General features: G+C 37.4%; 24 protein-coding genes and 2 riboswitches. Of the genes, 13 read left to right on the plus strand and 11 right to left on the minus strand.

Annotation, left to right across the window (positions count from 1 at the left end; translation table 11 throughout):
- Window positions 1-51: 51 nt before the first annotated feature.
- Complete coding sequence (locus MKX67_RS05905; protein WP_342489023.1) at window positions 52-900, minus strand: hypothetical protein; 849 nt, start codon at window positions 898-900, stop codon at window positions 52-54.
- Between the two features lie 127 nt (window positions 901-1,027).
- On the opposite strand from MKX67_RS05905, the gene MKX67_RS05910 reads away from it, so the two are divergent.
- The 3 genes from MKX67_RS05910 to MKX67_RS05920 all read left to right on the plus strand — a co-directional run bounded on the left by MKX67_RS05910 (window position 1,028) and on the right by MKX67_RS05920 (window position 3,855).
- Entirely contained in the window at window positions 1,028-1,867 is an 840-nt protein-coding gene (locus MKX67_RS05910; protein ID WP_307319312.1) for an SDR family oxidoreductase, read from the plus strand.
- 399 nt (window positions 1,868-2,266) lie between these two features.
- The gene (locus MKX67_RS05915; protein WP_342489024.1) at window positions 2,267-3,253 is read left to right on the plus strand and encodes an acryloyl-CoA reductase; all 987 of its coding nucleotides are present in this window, start codon (window positions 2,267-2,269) and stop codon (window positions 3,251-3,253) included.
- A gap of 62 nt (window positions 3,254-3,315) precedes the next feature.
- On the plus strand, window positions 3,316-3,855 hold the full coding sequence (locus MKX67_RS05920; protein ID WP_095370207.1) for a GNAT family N-acetyltransferase: 540 nt from the start codon (window positions 3,316-3,318) through the stop codon (window positions 3,853-3,855).
- Window positions 3,856-3,891: 36 nt separating this feature from the next.
- On the opposite strand, the gene MKX67_RS05925 is transcribed toward MKX67_RS05920, so the two are convergent.
- From MKX67_RS05925 to MKX67_RS05940, 4 genes are read right to left on the minus strand one after another with little or no spacing between them, the layout of a single operon-like run.
- Window positions 3,892-4,425, minus strand: coding sequence for a cupin domain-containing protein (locus tag MKX67_RS05925; RefSeq protein WP_095370206.1), 534 nt, complete (start codon window positions 4,423-4,425; stop codon window positions 3,892-3,894).
- The gene (locus tag MKX67_RS05930; RefSeq protein WP_095370205.1) at window positions 4,412-5,041 is read right to left on the minus strand and encodes a methylthioribulose 1-phosphate dehydratase; all 630 of its coding nucleotides are present in this window, start codon (window positions 5,039-5,041) and stop codon (window positions 4,412-4,414) included. The genes MKX67_RS05925 and MKX67_RS05930 overlap by 14 nt, the downstream gene beginning before the upstream one ends.
- On the minus strand, window positions 5,038-5,703 hold the full coding sequence (locus MKX67_RS05935) for a 2-hydroxy-3-keto-5-methylthiopentenyl-1-phosphate phosphatase (protein ID WP_307319301.1): 666 nt from the start codon (window positions 5,701-5,703) through the stop codon (window positions 5,038-5,040). The genes MKX67_RS05930 and MKX67_RS05935 overlap by 4 nt, the downstream gene beginning before the upstream one ends.
- A 3-nt stretch (window positions 5,704-5,706) precedes the next feature.
- Window positions 5,707-6,921: a 2,3-diketo-5-methylthiopentyl-1-phosphate enolase gene (locus MKX67_RS05940; protein ID WP_095370203.1), complete on the minus strand. Its 1,215-nt coding sequence runs from the start codon at window positions 6,919-6,921 to the stop codon at window positions 5,707-5,709.
- Between the two features lie 98 nt (window positions 6,922-7,019).
- Window positions 7,020-7,123, minus strand: a riboswitch (SAM riboswitch).
- Window positions 7,124-7,324: 201 nt separating this feature from the next.
- A riboswitch (SAM riboswitch) is annotated at window positions 7,325-7,478 on the plus strand.
- 146 nt (window positions 7,479-7,624) lie between these two features.
- Here MKX67_RS05940 and mtnK point away from each other — a divergent pair.
- The 8 genes from mtnK to MKX67_RS05980 all read left to right on the plus strand — a co-directional run bounded on the left by mtnK (window position 7,625) and on the right by MKX67_RS05980 (window position 14,559).
- Window positions 7,625-8,809 (plus strand): S-methyl-5-thioribose kinase, encoded by a 1,185-nt coding sequence (gene mtnK, locus MKX67_RS05945; RefSeq protein ID WP_095370202.1) that lies wholly within the window; start codon window positions 7,625-7,627, stop codon window positions 8,807-8,809.
- Window positions 8,806-9,858: an S-methyl-5-thioribose-1-phosphate isomerase gene (gene mtnA / locus MKX67_RS05950; protein ID WP_095370201.1), complete on the plus strand. Its 1,053-nt coding sequence runs from the start codon at window positions 8,806-8,808 to the stop codon at window positions 9,856-9,858. Before mtnK ends, mtnA begins: the two co-directional genes overlap by 4 nt.
- Window positions 9,855-10,931: a sugar ABC transporter substrate-binding protein gene (locus MKX67_RS05955; RefSeq protein ID WP_095370200.1), complete on the plus strand. Its 1,077-nt coding sequence runs from the start codon at window positions 9,855-9,857 to the stop codon at window positions 10,929-10,931. Before mtnA ends, MKX67_RS05955 begins: the two co-directional genes overlap by 4 nt.
- Before the next feature lie 74 nt (window positions 10,932-11,005).
- Complete coding sequence (locus MKX67_RS05960) at window positions 11,006-12,544, plus strand: sugar ABC transporter ATP-binding protein (protein WP_095370199.1); 1,539 nt, start codon at window positions 11,006-11,008, stop codon at window positions 12,542-12,544.
- Entirely contained in the window at window positions 12,513-13,511 is a 999-nt protein-coding gene (locus MKX67_RS05965; protein WP_340978162.1) for an ABC transporter permease, read from the plus strand. Before MKX67_RS05960 ends, MKX67_RS05965 begins: the two co-directional genes overlap by 32 nt.
- 250 nt (window positions 13,512-13,761) lie before the next feature.
- A complete protein-coding gene (locus tag MKX67_RS05970; RefSeq protein WP_342489025.1) occupies window positions 13,762-13,944 on the plus strand; it encodes a hypothetical protein in 183 nt (60 codons plus the stop codon).
- An 18-nt stretch (window positions 13,945-13,962) separates the two neighbouring features.
- Window positions 13,963-14,250, plus strand: coding sequence for a hypothetical protein (locus tag MKX67_RS05975; protein ID WP_342489026.1), 288 nt, complete (start codon window positions 13,963-13,965; stop codon window positions 14,248-14,250).
- Between the two features lie 18 nt (window positions 14,251-14,268).
- Window positions 14,269-14,559 carry a hypothetical protein gene (locus MKX67_RS05980; RefSeq protein WP_342489027.1) on the plus strand — a complete coding sequence of 97 codons (291 nt, stop codon included), beginning with the start codon at window positions 14,269-14,271 and terminating at the stop codon, window positions 14,557-14,559.
- A 386-nt stretch (window positions 14,560-14,945) separates the two neighbouring features.
- Here MKX67_RS05980 and MKX67_RS05985 read toward each other — a convergent pair whose 3' ends face one another.
- The 3 genes from MKX67_RS05985 to MKX67_RS05995 all read right to left on the minus strand — a co-directional run bounded on the left by MKX67_RS05985 (window position 14,946) and on the right by MKX67_RS05995 (window position 18,633).
- A complete protein-coding gene (locus MKX67_RS05985) occupies window positions 14,946-16,859 on the minus strand; it encodes an acyltransferase family protein (RefSeq protein WP_342489028.1) in 1,914 nt (637 codons plus the stop codon).
- Window positions 16,860-17,303: 444 nt separating this feature from the next.
- Window positions 17,304-18,146, minus strand: coding sequence for a DUF3298 domain-containing protein (locus tag MKX67_RS05990; RefSeq protein WP_341050224.1), 843 nt, complete (start codon window positions 18,144-18,146; stop codon window positions 17,304-17,306).
- Window positions 18,139-18,633, minus strand: a complete 495-nt coding sequence (locus MKX67_RS05995) for a sigma-70 family RNA polymerase sigma factor (RefSeq protein WP_095370192.1) — start codon at window positions 18,631-18,633, stop codon at window positions 18,139-18,141. The genes MKX67_RS05990 and MKX67_RS05995 overlap by 8 nt, the downstream gene beginning before the upstream one ends.
- Before the next feature lie 167 nt (window positions 18,634-18,800).
- On the opposite strand from MKX67_RS05995, the gene MKX67_RS06000 reads away from it, so the two are divergent.
- Entirely contained in the window at window positions 18,801-19,439 is a 639-nt protein-coding gene (locus tag MKX67_RS06000) for a Type 1 glutamine amidotransferase-like domain-containing protein (protein ID WP_307317673.1), read from the plus strand.
- Window positions 19,436-19,921, plus strand: coding sequence for a GNAT family protein (locus MKX67_RS06005; RefSeq protein ID WP_095370190.1), 486 nt, complete (start codon window positions 19,436-19,438; stop codon window positions 19,919-19,921). The genes MKX67_RS06000 and MKX67_RS06005 overlap by 4 nt, the downstream gene beginning before the upstream one ends.
- Window positions 19,922-20,139: 218 nt before the next feature.
- On the opposite strand, the gene MKX67_RS06010 is transcribed toward MKX67_RS06005, so the two are convergent.
- The 3 genes from MKX67_RS06010 to MKX67_RS06020 form a co-directional block, all read right to left on the minus strand.
- Complete coding sequence (locus MKX67_RS06010) at window positions 20,140-20,718, minus strand: YdhK family protein (protein ID WP_095370189.1); 579 nt, start codon at window positions 20,716-20,718, stop codon at window positions 20,140-20,142.
- 100 nt (window positions 20,719-20,818) lie between these two features.
- Window positions 20,819-21,490 carry a response regulator transcription factor gene (locus tag MKX67_RS06015; protein ID WP_095370188.1) on the minus strand — a complete coding sequence of 224 codons (672 nt, stop codon included), beginning with the start codon at window positions 21,488-21,490 and terminating at the stop codon, window positions 20,819-20,821.
- Window positions 21,465-22,841 carry a HAMP domain-containing sensor histidine kinase gene (locus MKX67_RS06020; protein WP_322910011.1) on the minus strand — a complete coding sequence of 459 codons (1,377 nt, stop codon included), beginning with the start codon at window positions 22,839-22,841 and terminating at the stop codon, window positions 21,465-21,467. The genes MKX67_RS06015 and MKX67_RS06020 overlap by 26 nt, the downstream gene beginning before the upstream one ends.
- Window positions 22,842-22,944 lie beyond the last annotated feature (103 nt).

The following is a 22,944-nucleotide window of genomic DNA, read 5'->3' on the forward strand; positions in this document are numbered from 1 at the left end:
AAGCTTGCTATCCAAGAAATCAAAGGAATGGTTAAGATAGAAATTAACGTGCTATATACCGTTACCATAATGGCTTCGTTTTCTTCTTGTGTGTAGCGGGAAAATAATACTGAAGCCAGCATGAAGGTAGGCATACTTGTTAAAATAACTAATAAGAAAGTTAAATCTGTTTGTATTGACGTAAAACGTAAACAAATGATGGCGAAAAGTGGTAATATCAACAATTTCATTAATAAAGGAAACCATAAACCTTGAAAGTAAAACCGTCGTCCAACTTGAAAGAAAGTTGGAAGCAGAAAGCCGCGCAGCTAAGTTAGATAGCATTGAAGCCAGTTGCTTGAATATGATCGGTGCTTCCAAACCACTGATTACATATAACAACCCCAAACTAATGGCTAATAAAGGTATGTTTAATAAAGCTTTTAATTGTTTAAATTGGAATTTTTGATTGCTTTGTAATAAGTAGATACCTAATGAAAAAAGAACGACATCTAACCCTGCATCAAATACAGCGGCTAATAATCCACCGAGAGGCCCAAATAATGTAGCACTAAGAGGGATGCCGATGAAACCTGTATTACCTAGGGCGGCGAGTAAAGCCAATTGTTTAGGCTGATTAAGGTGTAAAAGACGGCCTAGAACTAATGTAAGAATAATACCTCCAGCATTAAATACAATGGATATCCCGAATACGAGAAAGACTTGTTGGAAAATGACGTCCGTAATTTTAGTATTGAAAACACCATTCAATATAATAAAGGGAACAGCTAGATTTAAAATAATCATCATTAATATATTTTTCATTTCTGCTGTGATTGATATCTTTAAAGCGATTAGTGCTCCGAAAACAATGATTATACCCATTGTTGAAATCGCAAGAATAACAGAGGTGACTTCCATATGACACTCCTTTCAGTATAAATTATACTGAAAATTCTTATATTTTTATAGTTCATAAAAGCAGAAAACTATAAAAATATCATTGGACCATTTATACTTAACGACAATAAGAAAGGTGTGGGTAGCTATGGTTGCTAAAGTAGCGATAGTAACAGGAGCGAATTCAGGAATGGGCTTAGAAACGACAATCGGTCTTGTAAATAAAAATGTAAAAGTAATCATGCTCTGTAGAAGTAAAATAAGAGGTGAAGCCGCGCTACAAAAAGTGAAAGCCATTACAGGAAAAGAAAATGTAGATTTAATGCTCTGTGATTTAAGTTCTATCAAAAGCATCGATGATTTTGTGGCAACCTTTTTTAGTAAGTATCATCATTTAGATCTTTTAATCAATAATGCAGGTGTAGTGACAATAAAAAGGCAAGAAACAGTTGATGGATTTGAGATGATGTTAGGGGTAAACCATCTCGGTCATTTCCATTTAACCAAGCAATTATTAGCAGCTTTAAAGGCTTCGGCTACTGCAAGAATTGTCATTGTATCTTCCGGTGCTCATAAATGGGGGAAAATGGATTTTGCAGATCCGTTTTTTAAAAAGGGTTTTAATGTAGCAAAAGGTTATGGAAGATCGAAGCTAGCCAATTTATTATTTATGAAAGGTTTACATGAAAGATTAGCACACACAAATGTGACAGTGAATGCACTTCATCCAGGAGCTGTTGCAACAAACATAGGTGTGGATAGAGAAACAGGATTTGGTGGCAAAGTGGTAAAATTACTGGTGCCATTTTTTAAAACAGCAGAGCAAGGGGCGGAAACGGCCATCTATTTAGCCACGAGTCCGGATGTAGAAGGGATATCAGGTGAGTACTATATTGACAAGAAAAAAGCCCATGTCTCTAAAAGGGCGAGTGATCCCCAACTAATCGAGCACTTCTGGAGATGGAGCATAGAACAGACGACGCTTTAATGATGACATCTAATAAAAAAGTTAACAGTGGGGTGAAATTTGTCTTCAATAGGTGAAATTGAAGAAGTACACGGTATATTAGTTTTGGAATTAAAATAATATTGAGTGAATCCCTTGTAGGACAAGGAATCAGGGTTTAAACAAACGAATAAAACTAATTTGAATGGTTTCATGCTTTAAGGAACGGGAATGAGTGTGAAAGAACGGCAAAAGAGGGGATGTTGCTATGTCTGAAAAAGGAGATTTCATGCTGGCGCATAAACAAAAGTTGAGGAACAAATTTACGTTGATAAGCATTTAGAAGCCGTGATAAAAGCGATTGCCATGTATGAAGTAGAAATGAGTATAGGGTCAATGAAGCCAATTTGAGAAGTTAAAGGGAAGGGTGGAGGAAGAGTAATGAGTTTTAAAGCAATAGTTGTAGATAAAGATGATAAAGATTTTTCTATCCAGTTGCGTCAACTTGAGGTAAGGGATTTACCTGCAGGAGAAGTATTAATTCAAGTAAAATACTCCGGAGTAAATTATAAGGACAGTTTAGCTAGTATACCTAATGGAAATATCGTTAAAGACTATCCAATGGTACCGGGCATTGACTTAGCGGGCATCGTTGTTTCATCTCAACATCCTGATTTTTCCAAAGGTGATGAAGTCATTGCTACGAGTTATGAAATTGGTGTATCCAGATACGGGGGGTATAGTGAATATGCACAATTACCTGCACAATGGGTACTGCCACTTCCAAAAGGACTTACATTAAAGAAGGCAATGACGATTGGCACAGCTGGATTAACAGCGGCTCTTTCCATATTAAAATTAGAACAGAATGGTCTAACTGAAAATAGTGGGAAGGTGTTAGTTACTGGGGCTACTGGTGGCGTTGGGAGTTTTGCCGTTGCCTTGTTAGCTAACCGTGGCTATGAGGTCGTTGCAAGCACTGGAAAGAAGAATGAACGTGATTACTTAATGAACTTAGGAGCTTCTTCAGTGATTACAAGGGAAGAAGTGTATGATGGGAAGATAAGCGCATTAAGCAAGCAAAAATGGATAGCAGCGGTTGATCCTGTCGGTGGAGAGCCATTGGCATCCTTGTTAAGCCAAATTCAATATGGGGGTGCCGTAGCGGTTAGTGGTTTAACTGCTGGAACGAATTTACCTACGACGGTTTTTCCTTTTATTTTACGTGGGGTGAGTCTCTTGGGAGTTGATTCCGTTTTTTGTCCAATGGAGATGAGGAAAGAAGCTTGGGAACTATTAGCGGAAGAAAGTGATAAACTTCCGTTTGATCAGTTTATTTTTCAAGAAGTTTCATTGAGTGAAGTTGAGCATGTCTTGCCATTGCTTTTAAAAGGAGAAACGAGAGGAAGAGTACTTGTACACATATAGTATCTACTCACAATAACTTATAAAAAGGCGGTCCTAATTTCTGATAGAATGGAGCGAAAGACATGCAGTTGAAAAGTAACCGTCTCGTCATTCGATCGTATATGTATGAAGATTACGAAGCTTGGATAGCGGGATTAAAGAACCGTTTAGTATCGCAATCACGTCATGATGAAGGACGCCCACAAGATTTACCTGCTTATACTAAAGAAAAATTCAAGAAGAAAATCGAGCAGTGGAGCAAGCAAGATGATGCCTGGCAATTATCTGAGTTTGGTATATTTAGAGAAAATGATGGTGCACATATAGGAAAAATAGAATTGTATCGAACACAGAGGAATGGCAAGGAGTTAGTACTACTTGGTTATGCAATTCACAATCAATATTGGCGAAAAGGATATGGAAAAGAAAGCGTAGTAACGATCATACCTTTTATTTTTGAATATTTACAACCTGAAAGAATAGAATTACATATTGATAGTGATAACCTCGCCTCCATTCATTTAGCAGAATCTATTGGTTTTAAATATGAAGAGAAACAGTCTCAATTTTCATTTGATAGTGGAGAATGGAGCGAATTTTTTATCTATTATTTAGAGAAATAAGGAGAGGCCCCCGATTATGAAGGAGCCTCCCTGATATTAAGCGTTCAATTTTTCTTTCTCGTAAACAGGTACCCAACCTTCTGGTGTAACAAAGAGGCGAATAGCAACAACTTTTCGATCATCAGCTAAAGTAAAATAGTGGCGCGTGTTTACGGGTACAGAAATTAAATCACCTGGATCTAAATGGACTTCAAAAAACGATTCATCTTTTCCTTGGATAATAAAGACTCCATGCCCACTTACGATGAAGCGGACTTCATCATCGGTATGATGGTGTTCTCTTTGAAAGTTAATTAATAATTCATCTAAATTTGGCGTACTGTCTGAAAGTGAAATAACATCTGCAGCTTTGTAGCCGCGCTTTTCAGAAATGGTTTTGATTTCAGTTGAAAATGCATCTAGTATGGCTTGCTTTTCATCATCAGATAAATCGTATTTTTCGTGTAATGTCACTTCTAATTGCTCAATGTTCCAATTTTCATAGATGACTTCTTGTGCAGTTAAAAATGTAGATACCTCTTGTTGATCAGTAATCACTTTTTCTTCGTTTTTGAATTTAATAATGGCCATGTAAAACGCCTCCTTTTAATTGAATAAGAGATAATTTATATTGAAATAAAAATTCGCAAGCCTCTAATAATTTTTTCGCTTCAAACCCATCGACTCCCCAAACAGTAATCCCGTGGTTGTGAATTAAGACTGCACCTTTCTCTTTGCTGACGTAAGCAGAAAAGTGATCCGCTAATGTAGGGATATCCGCATCATTGCGAATGATCGGGATGGTGAGTATATCATCTTCTCCCCATAGTCCAAATGCTTTAATTAACTCTTGATGCTGAAAAGATACTACACCTTCTTGATAGAAAAGCTCAGAAATAACATTATTAGCAACTGTATGAACATGAAGACTTGCTCCTGATGACGTTTTCTTATAAATTTCACAATGTAATAAAGTCTCAGCTGAAGGTTTAGATGACGTGTTTTCTAGGGGCTTTCCTTCTAAGTCTACTAATAAAAAATCATTAGCTGTTCTCTTTCTTTTATCAAGTCCGCTTGAAGTGACTAAAAAGCTGTTTTCATCTACGCGAATGGATAAATTACCACTAGTACCCATAAACCAATCTCTGGCTGCTAATTCATCTTTAATATCAGCTAATGTATCCCACTTTGTTTCATACGTTGTCATGATTTCGCACCAACTAGTTCATCGAGGTATTCAATGCAATCATGGAAGGTTTCGAAAGGTGTATAAGAAATACCAGTTTCTTCACATTTTTGAATTAAGAAATCTCTAGCAAGTACGGCATCTGCTATTTTGGCTGCTTCAAAGTCTGTAATCGAATCTCCAATAAGAATATTAAAGTGTTCAGGAGAAGAGTGTTTTCTAATAATGGTTGGTTTACAACAGCCGCAACCTTGTGAAGAACATAGTTCATCACACTGGTGTGGATAGTGAATATCTATTGTTTCTAAAGCAAAGCTTGCGTGATTGCAAAATACTTTCGTAAATGGCCCATAAGGTTCAAGTACTGGTTCTAAAAAAAAGTCAATCCCACCACTAACAATATAAAGAGGGATACCGTTTTCATGTGTATATCTAACAAAAGCTGAAAATCCTTCACGAATTTCTGCACTATTTAATACAAAATGGATAATCTCTTCTTTTTTACTTGTTGGTAAAAGTGAGAAGAGATTTTTAACACCCTCTTGGATAGAGATATTTTGAGCTAAAATATCTTCCTTGATCTGTTTTGCCTCAATAGGACCGAAATGCTCCATAATCTTTACAATGTTGTCGTTATTCGTAATTGTTCCATCGAAATCACAAAAAATCATTGGTTTTGTCATCTTTTATGACGTACCTCCCCATTTTGCTAATGCTGCTTCTAATTCTTGCGCTTTTGTTGCACGATGAGTATTTTGTTGTATGACGTGATCAATGGCTTGCCTAAAAGCTCTCACGCCAGCTGCTGCTCCTTCAGGATGACCATGGACCCCGCCGCCAGCATTAATTATACAATCATTGCCAAAGTCATGATAAAGCAACGGAACTAAACCTGGATGAATGCCTGCTGAAGGGACCGGGAATGCCTGATTCAAGCCATTTTCTTCGGTTAACTGTCTAGCGATAGCTAAGGTTTTTTCTTTTTCCATGGCAACAGAACCATATGGAGAAGGAAATAAAGAGAAATCTGCGCCTGCTAAGCGAGTAAGATTACCGAGTAATAAATCAGGAGCCACACCATAGAAGTTTGAAGAAGTATAGGCCCCACTATATGCAGGATGTGCCATGATAGGTAACTGCACTTCATTGTTTTCAGCTAGTGTTTGGAGCATATCTAGACCGTAAGTGTGAACATTGAATAATAATGCATCCGCCCCTAATTCGCTCGCATGTTTTGCTTTATCTACTAAATCCATTGTTCTCCCAGATAAATTGACTGCATAAAGTGTCCTTTTTCCAGTCTTTTCATAGACTTCATCTAGTATTTCTTTACCTGCGATAATTCGGTCTTCAAAAGAGATGTTGACATCAAAAAGAATTTCATCATCTTTTACAATATCAACGCCTCCCATAGCCTGGTCTCTTAACTGTTCTCTTAAAAAGTGAATATCCCTGCCGATAATGCCTTTAAATATACTCATAAGTAATGGGCGGTCTTGAATATTTAGTTTCGATCTTATATTTTTTATACCGAATTTTGGTCCAGGAAAACGGGAAAGATCCTCATTATCAAATTCCAGATTTAATAATTTTACTTCACCATCTAGAGATAACTTTCCAAATACAGTTGTTAAGATTGCTGGAATATCAAATGTGAAATTATATGTAGGGTAGGCGATACTAATTTCGCACCTTACTTCACCGAATCGATTGGGATGTTCATCATCATAAAATTCTTGTAGTGCAGTGACTCTGCCTTTATGTTTTAGTAATTGTTTTTGCTCAAGTAATGGTAACGCTGTCCACGAGCCTATCGTTAATCCTAAAGCGATATCCTCTGCTTTTTTCTCTAATGAACCGGGTCTTGCGTATACTTGATAAGTTGCAATTACATCTCCCATATGAGAACCCTCCCTGATAATTTCGAATTGACATTGACAATAAAAAACCCTCTTCTTAATCAATAAGAAGAGGGTTAGTTCGCAGTGATAGAACCTTCTCCTTATCTGTCAGCATGATTGCTGCAAGAATTAGCACCGTGTTCATTTAGAATCGGTTGCCGGGCTTCATCGGGCTCGTCCCTCCGCCTGCTCTTGATAAGAAAATTTATGATTATCGTTTTAAATTTTTGCACAATTGTATTATGTCACCAGGTGTTTTATCTGTCAACAGAGAATTTTTTACGTTATATGACAAAATTCTTTTAACCTTAAAAAGATGAAAAGTTTTAAAAAAAAGATTGACACTTTTTTATAATCGGTGATAGTATTTGCTCAAGATATTTCAAAAAATGAATCTTTTATACTCTTATCAAGAGCAGGTGGAGGGAAATATGGCCCGATGAAACCCAGCAACCGACCGTAATATCGTTGTGAAACGAGGCGCAGCTAGAGAATTTCTGCGCCTAATGTAAGGCACGGTGCTAATTCCATTCAGAAGTTATTCTGAAAGATGAGAGGCAAAATCGTAATGACGAATGCCTCTTTCTGTACAGGAAAGGGGCATTTTTGTTTCTGTAATGACAAAGCAGGTCCGACTACATCTCTTCATGTAGTCACCCCTGTTTTGTGCCACAGATAAATAAAGAAATAAGGGGGAAGAGATATGGCTGTTTTAGATAATATAGGTTATCGCGCTTTGACAGAGGAATCAGCGTGTGAATACGTGAAGAGTTTAAAACTGTTTTTACCGGATGAAAAAATGACGGTGGAAGAGATTGGTGATGGTAATTTGAATTATGTTTACCGTATTACTTCTAATCATAAAAGTGTAATTATTAAGCAAGCACTCCCTTATGCAAAAGTAGTCGGAGAAAGCTGGCCTCTAACACTTAAACGTGCAAAACTGGAGGCAGAAGTGCTTAAGAAGCATGGTGAATTCGTTCCTCACCTCCTCCCAGCAGTACTAGCATCAGATGAAGAGCTAGCATTAACTGTGATGGAGGATCTTTCCCATTTGACAATTGTAAGAGACGGATTGATTCAAGGGGATCATTATCCGAATTTATCAGCTCATATTGGTGAGTACTTAGCAAAGACATTGTTTTCAACTTCAGATTTTGCTCTTCATCCGTTTGAGAAAAAGAAACTGGTCGCTAAATTTTCAAATCCTGAACTATGTAAAATCACTGAGGATTTAGTATTCACCGATCCATTTTTTGATGTGGAAACGAATGATTTTGAAGCTGAGTTGGCTGAAGTGGTTCAGCAACTATGGACTAATGACAAGTTGAAACTTGAAGTAGCCAAAATAAAATATGCTTTTCTCACAGAAGCAGAGAGCTTACTACATGGTGACCTACATACAGGGAGTATATTTGCGAGTAAGAGTGAGACGAAGGTGATCGATCCTGAGTTCGGCTTTTATGGTCCGATTGGATTTGATGTCGGTCAATATATTGCCCATCTCATTTTCCAAGTACTTGTACGAAACGAAAACGATAGAATCGTTATTCTTCAACAGATAGAAGAAGTATGGGATGTGTTTTCTCAATATTTTTCAGAAGCTTGGCAAAATTCTGTTGTTAATCCTTTTACGAAAGTACCAGGCGCTCTAGAGTCTTTTCTAGCTAAAGTATTTAAAGATGCTATCGGAGTAGTAGGGTGTGAATTAATTCGGAGAACAATCGGATTGTCGCATGTGAAGGATCTTGATGGAATAGAAGATAGTTCAATTAGATTATATGTGAAGAAGGCAACGATTCAATTAGGTTCATCCTTGATTATTAATCGCAAAAACATAGTAACAATCTCGCAACTTCTTAAGGAACTGGAGGCGTATACATCATGAGTATACCAACACCAATTGAATGGCAAGAAGGTAGATTGAAAATTCTTGATCAAACCTTATTACCCCATCAAACAAGATGGATAGAACTCGAAACCATTGAAGATGTCTTTGAGGCAATTATTCAGTTGAAAGTAAGAGGGGCGCCAGCTATTGGAATTACTGCTGCTTATGGTTTAGCGATTGCTGCAAAAAAATACGAAGGGGTCGACATTGAAACTTTCCATCTTAGAATTCATGAAGATTATCTTTATCTAGCGGGCTCTAGACCGACAGCTGTTAATTTGTTCTGGGCTTTGGATCGAATGATGAAAGTAATAGAAACGCTGTATTCAACAGAGGAGACAATTATCAGTTTGGAGCAAGAAGCAAAGAAAATACATCAAGAAGACGAGGAGATTTGTCGCCAAATTGGTGAAAATGCACTAAGTCTATTGAATGGAAGGAAAAAGGTATTAACGATTTGCAATGCGGGAACGATTGCTACAGGAAAATATGGTACAGCGCTAGCGCCGTTTCATTTAGGCAAGGAGAAGGGTGTTGACTTTCAAGTATATGCTTGTGAAACGAGACCGGTTCTTCAGGGAGCGCGCCTAACTGCTTGGGAGCTTCAACAGTCCAATGTGGATGTGACGGTCATTACTGATAATATGGCTGCTCATACCATAGCAACCAAGGGGATTGAAGCGATTATAGTCGGGGCCGATCGTATTGCCAGCAATGGAGATACAGCGAATAAAATCGGTACATGGCAACTAGCTATTTTAGCAAACTATTTTCAAATTCCTTTCTATGTAGCTGCGCCATTGTCGACATTTGACTTTTCTATCGCATCAGGGGCAGATATTCCGATTGAGGAGAGGTTGGCAGAAGAGGTGACTCATATTGGGCCAAACCAGATCACACCAGAAGGAACGAAAGTGTTTAATCCGGCGTTTGATGTGACAACGGCTAATTTAATTACTGCAATTATTACTGAAAAAGGCATTTTTGAAGCTGATCGAAACAAATTGGCACAATTGAATAAAGCAGAAGAGGGAGTTAGGGCATGAAGAACAATCGTATACTATTAGCGTTTCTTATTATTTTTATTTTAATCTTGGCAGGCTGCCAGCCAAAAGGAAGCAATTCAAGTAGTGAAGCAACTGCATCAACTAAAGAGAATAGTGTACATCCGTTAGCTAATAAAAAGATCGCACTAATCATGCAAATTAATTTAGGAACTTTTTCTGCACAATATATTGAAGGGGTAAAAGAGCAGGTAGAAAAGTTTGGTGGAACCGTTCAAGTATTTACTTCTGAAGGTGACTTAGCAAAAATGGCTTCCAATTTAGATGCAGCGATTAATCAAAAATTTGATGGGATATTAATTGATCATGGAACGAAGGAAGCGTTAACGCAAGGAGTAGAAAAAGCGGCTGCACAAAATATACCTGTAGTGGTCTTTGATGCTGATATTGCAGTGAAAGATGTAACTGTACTTCAACAAGGCGATGAAGAAATGGCGAAGTTGACATTAACCAAGCTTGCTGCAGATGCAGGAGGGAAAGCAAATATTGTTAAGATTTGGGTAGCTGGATTTGCACCGATGGAAAGAAGACAAGTAGCTTATGAACAATTTTTAAAAGAGAATACAGATATTAAGGAAGTAGCAGCATTTGGTGCTGCCACCGATAATACAGCATTAGATACTCAAGCACAAATGGAAGCAATCCTAAAACAATATCCAAATGAAGGTGAAATAACAGCAGTTTGGGCAGCGTGGGATGAGTTTGCTAAAGGAGCTGTCAGAGCGCTAGAGCAGGCAGGAAGAGAAGATATTAAAGTCTACGGGATTGATATGAGTGACGAAGACCTGCAACTGATACAAAAAGAAAACAGTTCATGGGAAGCGACAGCTGCCGTTGATCCAAAAGATATTGGTCGTATTCAAGTTCGATATTTGTACCAAAAATTAAACGGTGATTCGCCTAAAGAAAAAGTTATCCTTGATCCTGTTTTTGTAGAGAAAAGTCAATTACCTGATGAGGCAATTACAACAAACGAACTGCATGAATATATAGATGGTTGGGGAGAAAGTGAACAAGGCTATACGGAAGAATTAAAAGCACTTGAGGGCAATTGAATGAAATGGTTTGTAGCTAGTCAACCGACTTTTAGAGAGTCGGTTTTTGTATCTATGAAGGAGGTCTCCTTTAAGTGAGTGAAGTTGTTTTGGAAATGAAAAAGATTAGTAAGAGTTTTGGAAAAGTTACGGCATTAAAGAACGGGGAGTTAGTGGTTCATAAAGGAGAAATACATGCCTTGCTTGGAGCAAATGGAGCTGGGAAAAGTACATTAATGAAAATTCTCTCTGGGGTATATAGACAAGACCAAGGAGAAATTTTGATTAACCACGAAAAAGCAACTTTTCAACACCCTAGTGACGCGAAAGAAAAAGGAATATTTTGCGTTTATCAGGAGGTTGATACAGCCATTGTTCCACAGCTTACTGTAGCGGAAAATATTATGCTTGATCGCTTTTCACAAGAGAAAGGGTGGTACTTCTCTCGTAAGGATCTACATCGTCAGGCACAGGAAGCATTAACATTACTCGAGGTGAATGATATTGAGCTAAATCAAGCAGCTTCAAATCTAAGTCTTGCTAAAAAGCAATTGGTTCTCATAGCTCGGGCGTTAGTGCAAACGACTAAAGTCATTATTTTTGATGAGCCAACCGCTCCATTATCACATATAGAAGCAGAGAAATTATTTCATGTAATTAGGCAACTGAGAGTAAAGGGAATTGGTTGTATTTTTATTACACATCGATTACCTGAAGTATTCGCCATTGCAGATGTGGTAACGGTTATGAGAGACGGATGTCGGATTTCAACCGTACCAATTGCTCAGATAACGCAGGAAATGGTAATTGAACAAATGCTTGGAGAAGTATGGCATGAGGAAAGAAACGTTATGCACAGTTATAAACGAGGGGAAGAGGTTTTAGCACTTAAGAATATCAATCTAGGAAAGTTACAAAATATTAGTTTAAATGTATATGAAGGTGAAGTGGTAGGAATTGCGGGCTTGGTAGGTGCTGGAAAAACAGAACTAGCGAAAACAATATTTGGAAATACACCAGCCACTTCAGGAGAAATCAGAGTCTCTGGTAAGAAGATACAGGTGAAGCATCCAAAAACAGCTATTGCTTGTGGTATCACTCATATTCCTGAAGAAAGGCGGAAAGAAGGTCTATTCATTAATGAAACGATATCGAAGAATGTAACTTTCCCACAGCTGAAAAAGTACGTAAAAGGGGGTTTTATTAACAGGAAGGCTGAGAGAAAGGCTACTGAAGAAGTGATTTCCACTTTGCAGGTGAAAGCAAATGATGTGGACGTAGAGGTGAATCATTTAAGTGGGGGAAATCAGCAAAAGATCGTTATCGGTAAGTGGTTATCAAGTGAAGCGAAGGTTTATTTATTTGATGAGCCTACTAAAGGCGTGGACATCGGTGCGAAAAGAGAGATTCTTAAACTAATTCAACAGCTTGCAAAGGAAGGCAAGGCCATTTTGTATTTTAGTAGTGAAATCCAAGAATTATTAACAGTTTGCCATAGAGTATTAGTGATGTATGATGGCAAAATCGTGAAAGAATTTACGCAAAAAGAGGCAACGCAAGAAAAGATTCTGTTATATGCAAGTGGTGGAAAGGAAGTCAATCATGAAGGACCAATTGATCGCATTTCTATTTAAATACGGGGCAATTACTTTACTTATTCTTATTATTTTTTATTTTACAAGTGTGAGCCCATTCTTTTTAACCTATGATAATTTTTCGGATATATTACGTTCCATTTCGATTGTCACTGTGCTCGCGCTCGGGGTCACATTTACATTAGTAGTTGACGGTTTTGATTTATCTGTTGGCTCCACGATGTCATTAGCAACTGTTTTTACAGCTTCATTGATGGTTTGGTATGATTTACCGCTATGGTTAGTTCTACTATTACCAATTATCGTTGGAGTGGCAGTTGGATTATTTAATTCGTTCTTAATTGTTGTGATAGGTATTCCCGATTTATTAGCAACATTGAGCAGTATGTACATCGTAGCGGGATTACATCGGACTTATACAGAAGGATACTCAATTTATAACCATATGCCACTGACTTCTGGTGGGACAGCAATTGGTGAGTTTTCTAATGCCTTTCTATGGATTGGTCAAGGCCATTTATTAGGTATCCCTGTACCTGTATGGATCATGATAATTCTAGTGTTAGCTTCCTACTGTTTTTTGAATTATACGAGATGGGGTAGAATCTTTTATATGACAGGAGGGAATGCCGAAGCTGCGACCTTATCTGGTGTAAAAGTAAAGAAAATCAAATGCATGGCTTATGTAATTTCAGGAATTTTTGCTAGCATAGCAGGCATTTTATTTACTGCTAGGGTAGGATCAGGGCAAATCGATGCAGGTGCACCACTACTGATGGAGGCTGTTGCAGCTGTATTTGTTGGCTACTCGGTACTAGGGGCTGGAAAACCAAATGCGTTAGGTACATTTTTTGGCGCAGCAGTCATCGGTGTATTATTAAATGGTTTAACTATTTTGAATCTACCTTATTATGGTTTTGATATTATTAAAGGGACTGTACTCGTTTTAGCATTGGCAGTGACTTATATGTATGCGAAAAATAAGTTTTCAACAAATAGCTTATAGAAGTAGTAGTAGTGGGTGAGGCACTTTTGTAGTTGCAGGTAGGCTAATCGCTTACTTTGGAAGATACAAATATTTGTTTTAGTTGATAAGGCAAAGGTGGTTTGTGTCTCATTTAAACGGAGAAATAGTGATGAAAGCTTTAGCAAATGGCGTTTACGAGTGGCTCAGATGAGAAATAGGAGACGAGAGGTGAGCAATGGCGATAGCGAGTCGCTCAGATGGAAAATAGGAGACGAGAGGAGAGCAAATGGTGTTTGCGAGTCACTCAGGTGGAAAACAGGAGACGAGAGGAGAGCAAATGGTGTTTGCGAGTCGCTCAGGTGGAAAACAGGAGACGAGAGGAGAGCAAATGGTGTTTGCAAGTCACTCAGGTGGAAAACTGGAAATGAGAGGAGAGCAAATGGTGTTTGCGAGTCACTCAGGTGGAAAATAGGAGACGAGAGGAGAGCAAATGGCATTTGCAAGTCGCTTAGATGGAAAACAGGAAACGAGAGGAGAGCAAATGGTGTTTGCGAATCGCTCAGATGGAAAACAGGAAACGAGAGGAGAGCAAATAGCGATAGCGAGTCACTCAGGTGGAAAACAGGAAACGAGAGGGGAGCAAATAGCGATAGCGAGTCGCTCAGGTGGAAAACAGGAGACGAGAGGGGAGCAAATGGTGTTTGCGAGTCACTCAGGTGGAAAACAGGAAATGAGAGGAGAGCAAATGGTGTTTGCGAGTCACTCAGGTGGAAAATAGGAGACGAGAGAAGAGCAAATGGTGTTTGCGAGTCACTCAGGTGGAAAACAGGAACTGAGAGGAGAGCAAATGGTGTTTGTGAGTCACTCAGATGAGAGACAGGAAACGAGAGGAGAGCAAATAGAGATAGCGAGTCACTCAGGTGGAAAACAGGAAATGAGAGGAGAGCAAATGGCGATAGCGAGTCGCTCAGGTAGAAAACAGGAACCGAGAGGAGAGCAAATGGCGATAGCGAGTCGCTCAGGTAGAAAACAGGAACCGAGAGGAGAGCAAATGGCGATAGCGAGTCGTTCAGATAGAAAACAGTAAACGAAAACAGAGCAAAAGTGTTTTGAACATTACGTTGACCGGGAATCGGTGCTTGAGATAGGAAAACAGATAAGACAAACATAGAGGTGAGAATAGATACGGAGGAGTTCGCTGGAGGTAAGTATTTGTCCTAGTTTTAACTGGAACAACTTTTTCTTGTTACCTCTCTTAATAGGTGCAGATATTTACTTTGAAGATTCTCCACCAAGTGAACGAGCAAACTGGTTACCATAGCTCACCATTTTAGAATCGGCACCCGAAAAACACAAGTCGTTTCTTCTATATTTTTTCTCGGAATTTCACTCTCCACAATGGTTCAACAATTAGCATGCAGCTGATATAAAAAAGGCCGCTGAACATTTTTGGGTTCAGCGGCACTTTGTTGATTATTTTTCTTCTATGGATGCTTCAATATAGTTATTCATTTCTGTTTCGATTAGCTCAGCTAGTGATTCTGCCCCTGTTTTTCCTACATGGACGCCATCACCTCCGAAGTATTCGGGATGATTTTCTCCGAGTTTGTGCCAATCGACTAGTGTGACATGGTCTTCAACTTCCGCTTTTTCCAATAAAGCTTTATTTACATCTTCTTCCCATGAACGTGGTACCTTTGTATTTACAAGGTAAATATCTGCTTCACTAAATAAATCAACCAGTTCATCTAAATGCTTTTCACGGAAAAAGCCGTTTGTACCTAGCATGAAAATGATCGCATTTCCTTTTTGGTTAAAGGAAGTGTATTGCTGGCTAACATCGACTGCTTGATGAACTTGACGCCCTACCTTTGCATCAATCGTAATAGCAGGAAAGCGTAACTGTAGACTTGGTGCAACATCAAGCATTAATGAATCACCAATGGCAAGAATTTGGTTATAATGCTCAGCGGCAGGGAGTGGCTCTGCCTGTTTTTCTGCTTCATTCTCAACTTCTTCCGTACCTTCTGTATTCTCCTCTGGTGCTTCTTCAGAAGAGTCATTTTTCTCTGGAACGTTGGAAGCTTCTTCTTTCGTTTCTTCTTTCGGTTGATCTTCACTGTTTTCTTGGGAAATAACTAACTCTGTTGGTTTCTCTTCTTGCTCTTCTCCCTTGACAACTCCCGTCATACCAGCAATAAAGATAATAGCTACTAATGGGACAAAAGCTGCACCAACTCTACATTGTACATTTAAACTTTTCCATTTGAGCGGATTTATTTTCTTGAAATTTTTAAAGAATGCTCTAAAACCATACTTTCTAATCGGTTGCTCTAAGAATCGGTAGGAAACTTCTGCTATTGCAAAAATAGCAATGAGCTGTAATAGCACTCTCCATAACTGCGGTGCCGCTATTTGGTCGAGAGGCGTTGTTAAAATAATAATTGGATAATGCCATAAATAAATACCATATGAGCGTGTACCAATCCACCTAAGGGGCTTCCATGATAGCCACTTGCTTAATATACTTGATGGATGACAGACACAAGCAATAACAACCGCTGATAGGAGTGCAATAAGGAACAAGCCCCCAACATAAAGAAACGGATTATATTCATTAATGGTGAACATGCATAGTAACAAAATCACTAGCGCACCGACACTGGTTACATTAAGTGTTTGTTTTAGTTGGGGTGATAGCTTTTTAGCTGATAGCCTTTTCATTGGCCAAACAAGTGCTAGCCAACAACCAATTAATAATTCAAATGAACGTGTATCAGTCCCATAATAAACTCTGCTAGGATCACCATTGGGATCATATTGTAATGACATCCATAAACAAGATAATAAAGCACCTAAAAAGATAATCTTTGAAACAGTTGCTCGATGCTTGAAGATATAAATTAGAGCCGTTAGGGCAAGTGGCCATAATAGATAGAATTGTTCTTCAATTGCCAGTGACCATAGGTTTTTTATTGGAGATGGAGCAGCAAAACTATCAAAATAGGAAACCTCGTGGAAAATAAACCACCAGTTACTTACATAAAATAGAGAAGCTAGCGCATCACCACGCATAACGGATAACAAGTTTTGATGAAAAAGAACGACCCACACAAAGGTAATAAAAATCATTGCATAAGAAGCGGGTAATAAGCGGCGAGCACGGCCAACCCAGAACTTCTTCAAATCTAATTTCATGCTTTTGTTTTGATCCGGTAATAGAGTGGAAGTAATAAGGTAGCCAGATAGAACAAAGAAAAGGCTAACGCCTAAAAATCCACCTTCTGCCCAATCAAAGCGAAAGTGATAGGCGATGACGGCTAAGACTGCAATCGCTCTCAGTCCGTCGAGCCCGGTAATATAATGTGTGTGTGTCTTTTTTTTCATATGTACGTCCTCCATTTTTGATGCAATTAAACTCTAGCTGACGGAGGGAACCTTCCTCCGTTTTAAAGTGAACCTCTAAATTATTTACGTATTTTCTATTAAACTTTATGTATATAAAATAGACGATGATTATGTCGTAATTAGTTTCAAAAAGCTTGTAAAAAAATTTGCAGAATAGCGATAAAAAAGCACTACAATTATTCATTTTACTCTTATTATGTAATGATTTGGATAGGTGGAAAGAATGATATATTATAAGGGGGAAAAGTCCTGTTTAATAGGGAAAAATAAGCAGTTAACAGGAGAAAAGAATCTTGAAATGATCAATGATATATTAGAAAAGGTCATTTAAAATTCAAGTTTACAATTATGGCTTCTTCCCAAAAAGTAAGACCCCTCTTTTTTAAGTAGGAGAGGCCTCATTTCTATTTATTCAAATCATACTTAGTTTATATAACGGTCACTTACTAGTATTTCATCGATGATCTCAGTTGGAATTTCAAACTGAACAACGCCCATATAACCAGGTGCCACTTCATATTCATTAAAAGAGATGATCAGGTGGTTATCTTCGTTGATAAAGAATGGTTGATCGCGATTAATAGTAGTAAATGATTCGACATCATCTAGCCAATAAATAAGATTTTCATCATTGGCCATATTCTGCTTCATTTGCTTTTTAATTTCTTCACTTATTACCTCTACATATGCTTCTGAAGTAAATAAACTAGGTAAAGTAATAACGGTTTGTAATTCTTTATCAATCGTAAGGTAATCTTTTTGTTCATATCCAGATGCTTCAGCTTTAAACGTATTAAGTTCAATAGAAAGTATCTGATTATTTTCATTCACAATGGAGTAATCACTTTGAATAGCTAGGTGACCATTACTATCCATATATTCTTGATATAATTGCTTTCCTTTTTCTAGAAAAGCTTGATTTAAATGAGTTTCTAGTTGGTGATTTTCTAGACCAGAGATTTCTGGTATCTCTACATCAATGGATTTACTTTCTTGTTCCTCGTGTATTTTATCAATGGTAATAACCTCAATAATTTGTTTTAAAATAGGTACTTCTGACATTGCTTTTGCCGCCTGAGGGCTAAAGTTTACTGTTGCTGTAAAAATACTCGCAGCTGCCACAATACTAGTTGGCCATATCCAACGCTTTTTCGTATGCTTTTGTTGAGTGTGACTAGTTAGTGCACTTTCTATAATATCATCTAACTCTGTTGGTATAGGTATATCATTATATTGTCTACGCCATTCTTTCAGTCGGTTACTCATCCATTTCATCTCCTTCTGTCAGTTCAAGCTTTAATAATTTTAAGCCGCGATATAATCGAGTCTTGACTGTATTGACATTTTCATCTATTACAGTAGCAATTTCTTGAATCTTTAAGTCTTCAAAATAGCGTAGTAAAATGACCGTTTTATATTGTAAGGGCAATTGTGCTAATGCATCATGTAAGTCAAAATGCATATAATCATCATGTTCTCCACTTTGCAAATAGGTGATTGTGTCATGATCTGATACAGTCATGCGTTTATGCTTTTTTAAGAAGTCGAGCGATGTACGTACGATAATCTTATAGAACCAACTTCTTAATGCATCTACATTTTCTAATTTATTCATTGAAAGCAATCCTTTTTTTATGGATTCACTGACAATATCTAAGGCATCTGCTTGGTTTCTAACATAACTATAAGCAAGCCGGTAGTAATCTTGTTTATGCTCTTCAATCATTTGTACAAACAAATTTTGGTTATTCATCTTTCAAGGAGCTCCTTTTAAAAAACTTTGTACAATGGATAGACGATTGATCTCATAGAAAAAGTTTGTGCGGAAAAAAACTTTTTATTTATTAATTATGCTAATGTTTGCTTAAGAAATAGAATTCGTAATGTAAAAGAAAAGTTGAAGAAACTGGAGGTGTGTTTATGGATCAACATTTATTTTTATTTGGTGGAAGTCCGCCCTTTGGAAGAATTCATGGAAAGCAGTTTGCTAGTCTCTGTAATCAAAAAAATGGACATGTAGCGATATTTTGTTTAAATCGTAAAGGCTGGCAAACTTATATGCCTAAATATCAGCATATTTTAGAAGAAGAAGGTGTAACTGATTTTCGCTATTATTTATTAGAAGAGACGAACTCAATCCGTAGTGAAAAAATAACTGGCATTATTATATGTGGCGGTGACACACTGTCCTATCATCACTATATCGTAACTAAAAGGGTAGGGGAGGAAATAAAGCAACTTTTTCAAGAAGGAGTGCCAATCGCAGGCTTTTCTGCCGGTGCTTTGATCTGCTCAGAATATTGTATGGTTTCCCCGAGCGATTATAAAGGAGATAAGCTGATGATTTTAAATGGCTTAGGTATTTTACAGAATTATATTATCGCTGCTCATTATTCAAAATGGAATGAAAAGCAGAACCTACTTGCTGTGATGACTGAAACGAAGACAGAGAAGGGGTTGGGCTTGGATGATGAAGCAAGTGTATATTTGAAAAATGGCCATATTGAATCGTTAGAAGGTAAGAATGTACATATCGAGAAAGGTTGGAGTTTTGAATGATAATCAAAGAGCTTTCCGTAGATGATGCGAAACAACTTGTACAATTAATGGAGGATGTAGAGGCAAGCAGTCCTTATATGTTGATGGAAGCAGGGGAAAGAACATTAACAGTTGAAGGAGCAGAGGCCATTATTAATAGAGATAATATAACGGTTATTGGTGCCGAAGATGAAGAACGATTGATTGGGTATACACTTGTGATCAAAGAAACGGTACGAAAGAAAAAACATTGTGCGAGTATTGTTGTCGGTGTTCATAAAGATTACAGAGGAATGGGAGTTGGAGGGCAATTATTACAGGCGGTACTAGCATGGGCCAATCATCAAGCTATCATGCGGATTGAATTGACAGTAGTATCAGAAAATGAAGCAGCACTTGCACTATACAAAAAAATAGGTTTTGAAGTAGAAGGGGTGAAGCGAAGATCGTTATTAATGGACGGAGAATATTATGATGAGTATTATATGGGGAAATTATTTTAAAAGAATTGAATAAAAAGAGAGAGATGATAGAACTCAACCTAATATAATTCAAGACACTTGAAAACATAAGAGATAGGTAAATAGAGAATATCCACTCAAGTGGATACACCACAATAGAAAAAGCAAGTCCACATAACTCTTGGCGATTGCTAAAAGATATGTGGACAAGATATTATGCTATGATTCAACTTTTGATTATACTAGAGCCGATTTGCTTCTTATCTTTCTAATTCGGCTTCCGTAACCCATTTATGGTTTTTGACTTTTTCCACACCAGTGGTTGGCGTATAGTCAATCATATAAACGGTTGTGTCTTCACTTGAAGCGATTTCTACTTCTGCGCCCTTCATACCTTCCATATGATCAGCAGTAGTCACAGCGGTTTCTCCCTCTTGTAATGGTGCTTCACCTGGTTCTTCAAGCTCTTCATGAATAATCCATTTGTGATTTTTCACAGGGTCACCACCAGAAGTAGGGGTATAGTTTACTGCATAAGCTGTTGTATTATAGGCGCCAACAATCTTTGCCTCCGCACCTTCCATGCCTTCCATATGTCCATTTTTTATTGTAACTGTAGAGCCCACAGCGTAAGTGGGTTCATCCGCTTTTTCTAGGCCTTCCGGGATTTCACCATCACTAGAATGATCCATTCCTTCATGGTCCATCTCTTCATGATTCATTTCTTCTTGTTCGTTCGTTTCATCATTAGTTGGTGATGAATCATTGTTGTTAGTACAAGCAGCTAAAAATACCATTGCCAACAAGGCAATTATTCCAACGGTTAGTTGCTTTTTCATTTAGGTCATCTCCTTTAATGGATTTGCAATTATTATAAATCGTAAATTTGCAGATTATATGAAGGAATATTGTCTTCTTCATTCTGAACAAAAGGAAAGATTATGATACCCATTTATATCCAATTCCCCATACGGTTTGTAAATGCTGATCAATAGGGAAGTCGACTTCACGTAGCTTTTCTCTTATATTTCGTATATGTGAATCAACTGTTCGATCTTCGATATATACACCGTATCCCCAAATTTTCGTAATGAGATGTTCGCGAGAGAAAACATGATTTTGATGAGATAAAAAAAGCTCAAGTAACACAAATTCTTTTTGCGTGACAGGGATTTTTTTCTTTTGATAGTAAAAATCATAGGATTCCTTATTTAACTGTAGTTCTTTAAATATGATTTCACTGCCAGTTGATTTTGTTCTTCTTAAGACAGCTTCGATTCTAGCGATAAGTTCTTCTTCATCAAATGGTTTTGCAATATAATCGTCGGCACCAATGGTTAGCCCCTTGACGACATCTGGTTTACTTCCTTTCGCTGTTAACATAATAATCGGCACATCACTTTGTTGTTTAATCAATTGACATAGATCCCACCCGTCCATATCAGGCATCATTACATCAATGATAACTAGTTCAATAGCGTGATCTTCCATATAATTAAGCGCACATGCACCGGAAGTTTTTTTTATACAAGAAAACCCGTTCTGTGATAAATATAGGTCTAATAAATCAAGCATCCGCATTTCGTCATCTACTAAAAGTATCTTTCTCATTTAATACCGCTCCTTTTAACATGATAGTAAAAGTTGTCCCGGTTTTTGAGTTGCTTTTGACAGTAATCTCACCATTATGGGCGTTGACTAATTCTTTCACAATCGAAAGACCAAGACCAGAACCTCCTTTACATGAATCGTTGCTATATGTTCCACGATAAAAGCGTTTAAAGATATGTGGGAGATCTTTTTCTTGAATGCCACTTCCGTTATCAATAATTCTTAAGTATAAATCTTTTGTATTCGTCCATATTTTTAATGTTGTTTCCGTAGCTGTTTGACTATATTTCAAAGAATTATCCAAAAGGTTATAAAGCATTTGTTCTACTCTAGCAGAATCGATATTCACATTAATATCTTTTTGGGGCATTTCCACATGTAATCTCATGGATTGATGCAAGAAAGCTGGTTCAAATTTATGATGTAAATGGGCTATGAATTCGCTTAACTGAATGGTTTGTTTCTTCATTTCAAAGCCGTATTGATCTATTTTTGCTAATTCAAATAAGTCTTCTACTAGTGTATTTATTCTTTTGGCTTCTTCCTGAATGATGGATAAATATTTATCACGTTCTTCAATGGAGAGATTCTTTCTTTGAACAATGTCAGCATATCCTTTAAGGTAAGTGAGCGGTGTTCTTAATTCATGAGAAATAGTAGCTAAAAATTGACTGCGTTCTTCCTTTAAATGCATTAACTCACTTGCAAGTAGGTTGATGGTTTTTGCTAGTTTACCAAGTTCATCATTTCCTATATCAGGTAGAGATATGGAGAAATCGCCACTTTTTATTTGTATCGTGGCTTCTTTCATCTTATTAAGCGGTCGAACTAAAGCGATAGAAAGCAATATTATAATCACAATCGTTAAGATAGCTGTGATTAATCCGGTAATAAAAAAATGATTATTTAAACGATCAATCAGTGTTTGAATAGAATCAGTGTTTTGGAACATGAAAACGTATCCTTGATTAGGAATAGAGCTTACAGTAACAATATAGGGTTGATTTTTCCAATCATTTTCTACGACACCGTTTTGTAGCTTCATTCCTGATGAAATTATTTTTTTTAAATCAATTGAAAGTGAGGAAGCAAGTACACTTCCCTTTAAGTTTGTAACCATCACATCCGTATTGGCTTCCTTTTCCATTAGGGCTACATGCTCAATTGTATCTGCTTCAAAACTTGTCTTTAACGTATCTCTATGAGCGTCTCCCCTAGATTGTAAGGCAAAAAGTTCCTCTTCCACTCGCGACTCAACTAAGGAAGAGTGAAGAAAGAAAAATAGAAAGAGTTCTAAAGTAAATATAATCAAGAAAAATATAAGTCCTAGTTTTACGGATAAATTCTTCATAGCATCACCTATCGCATATTATAGAGAATAGTTGTGGAGAATGTGTGCAGAGTGACTTGTCATATCTTAGCTTGTTTCGTACATAAGTATAGAGCAGAAAGCA

The organism is Cytobacillus sp. FSL W7-1323 (assembly GCF_038595015.1).
Classification (GTDB): Bacteria; Bacillota; Bacilli; order Bacillales; family Cytobacillaceae; genus Cytobacillus; species Cytobacillus kochii.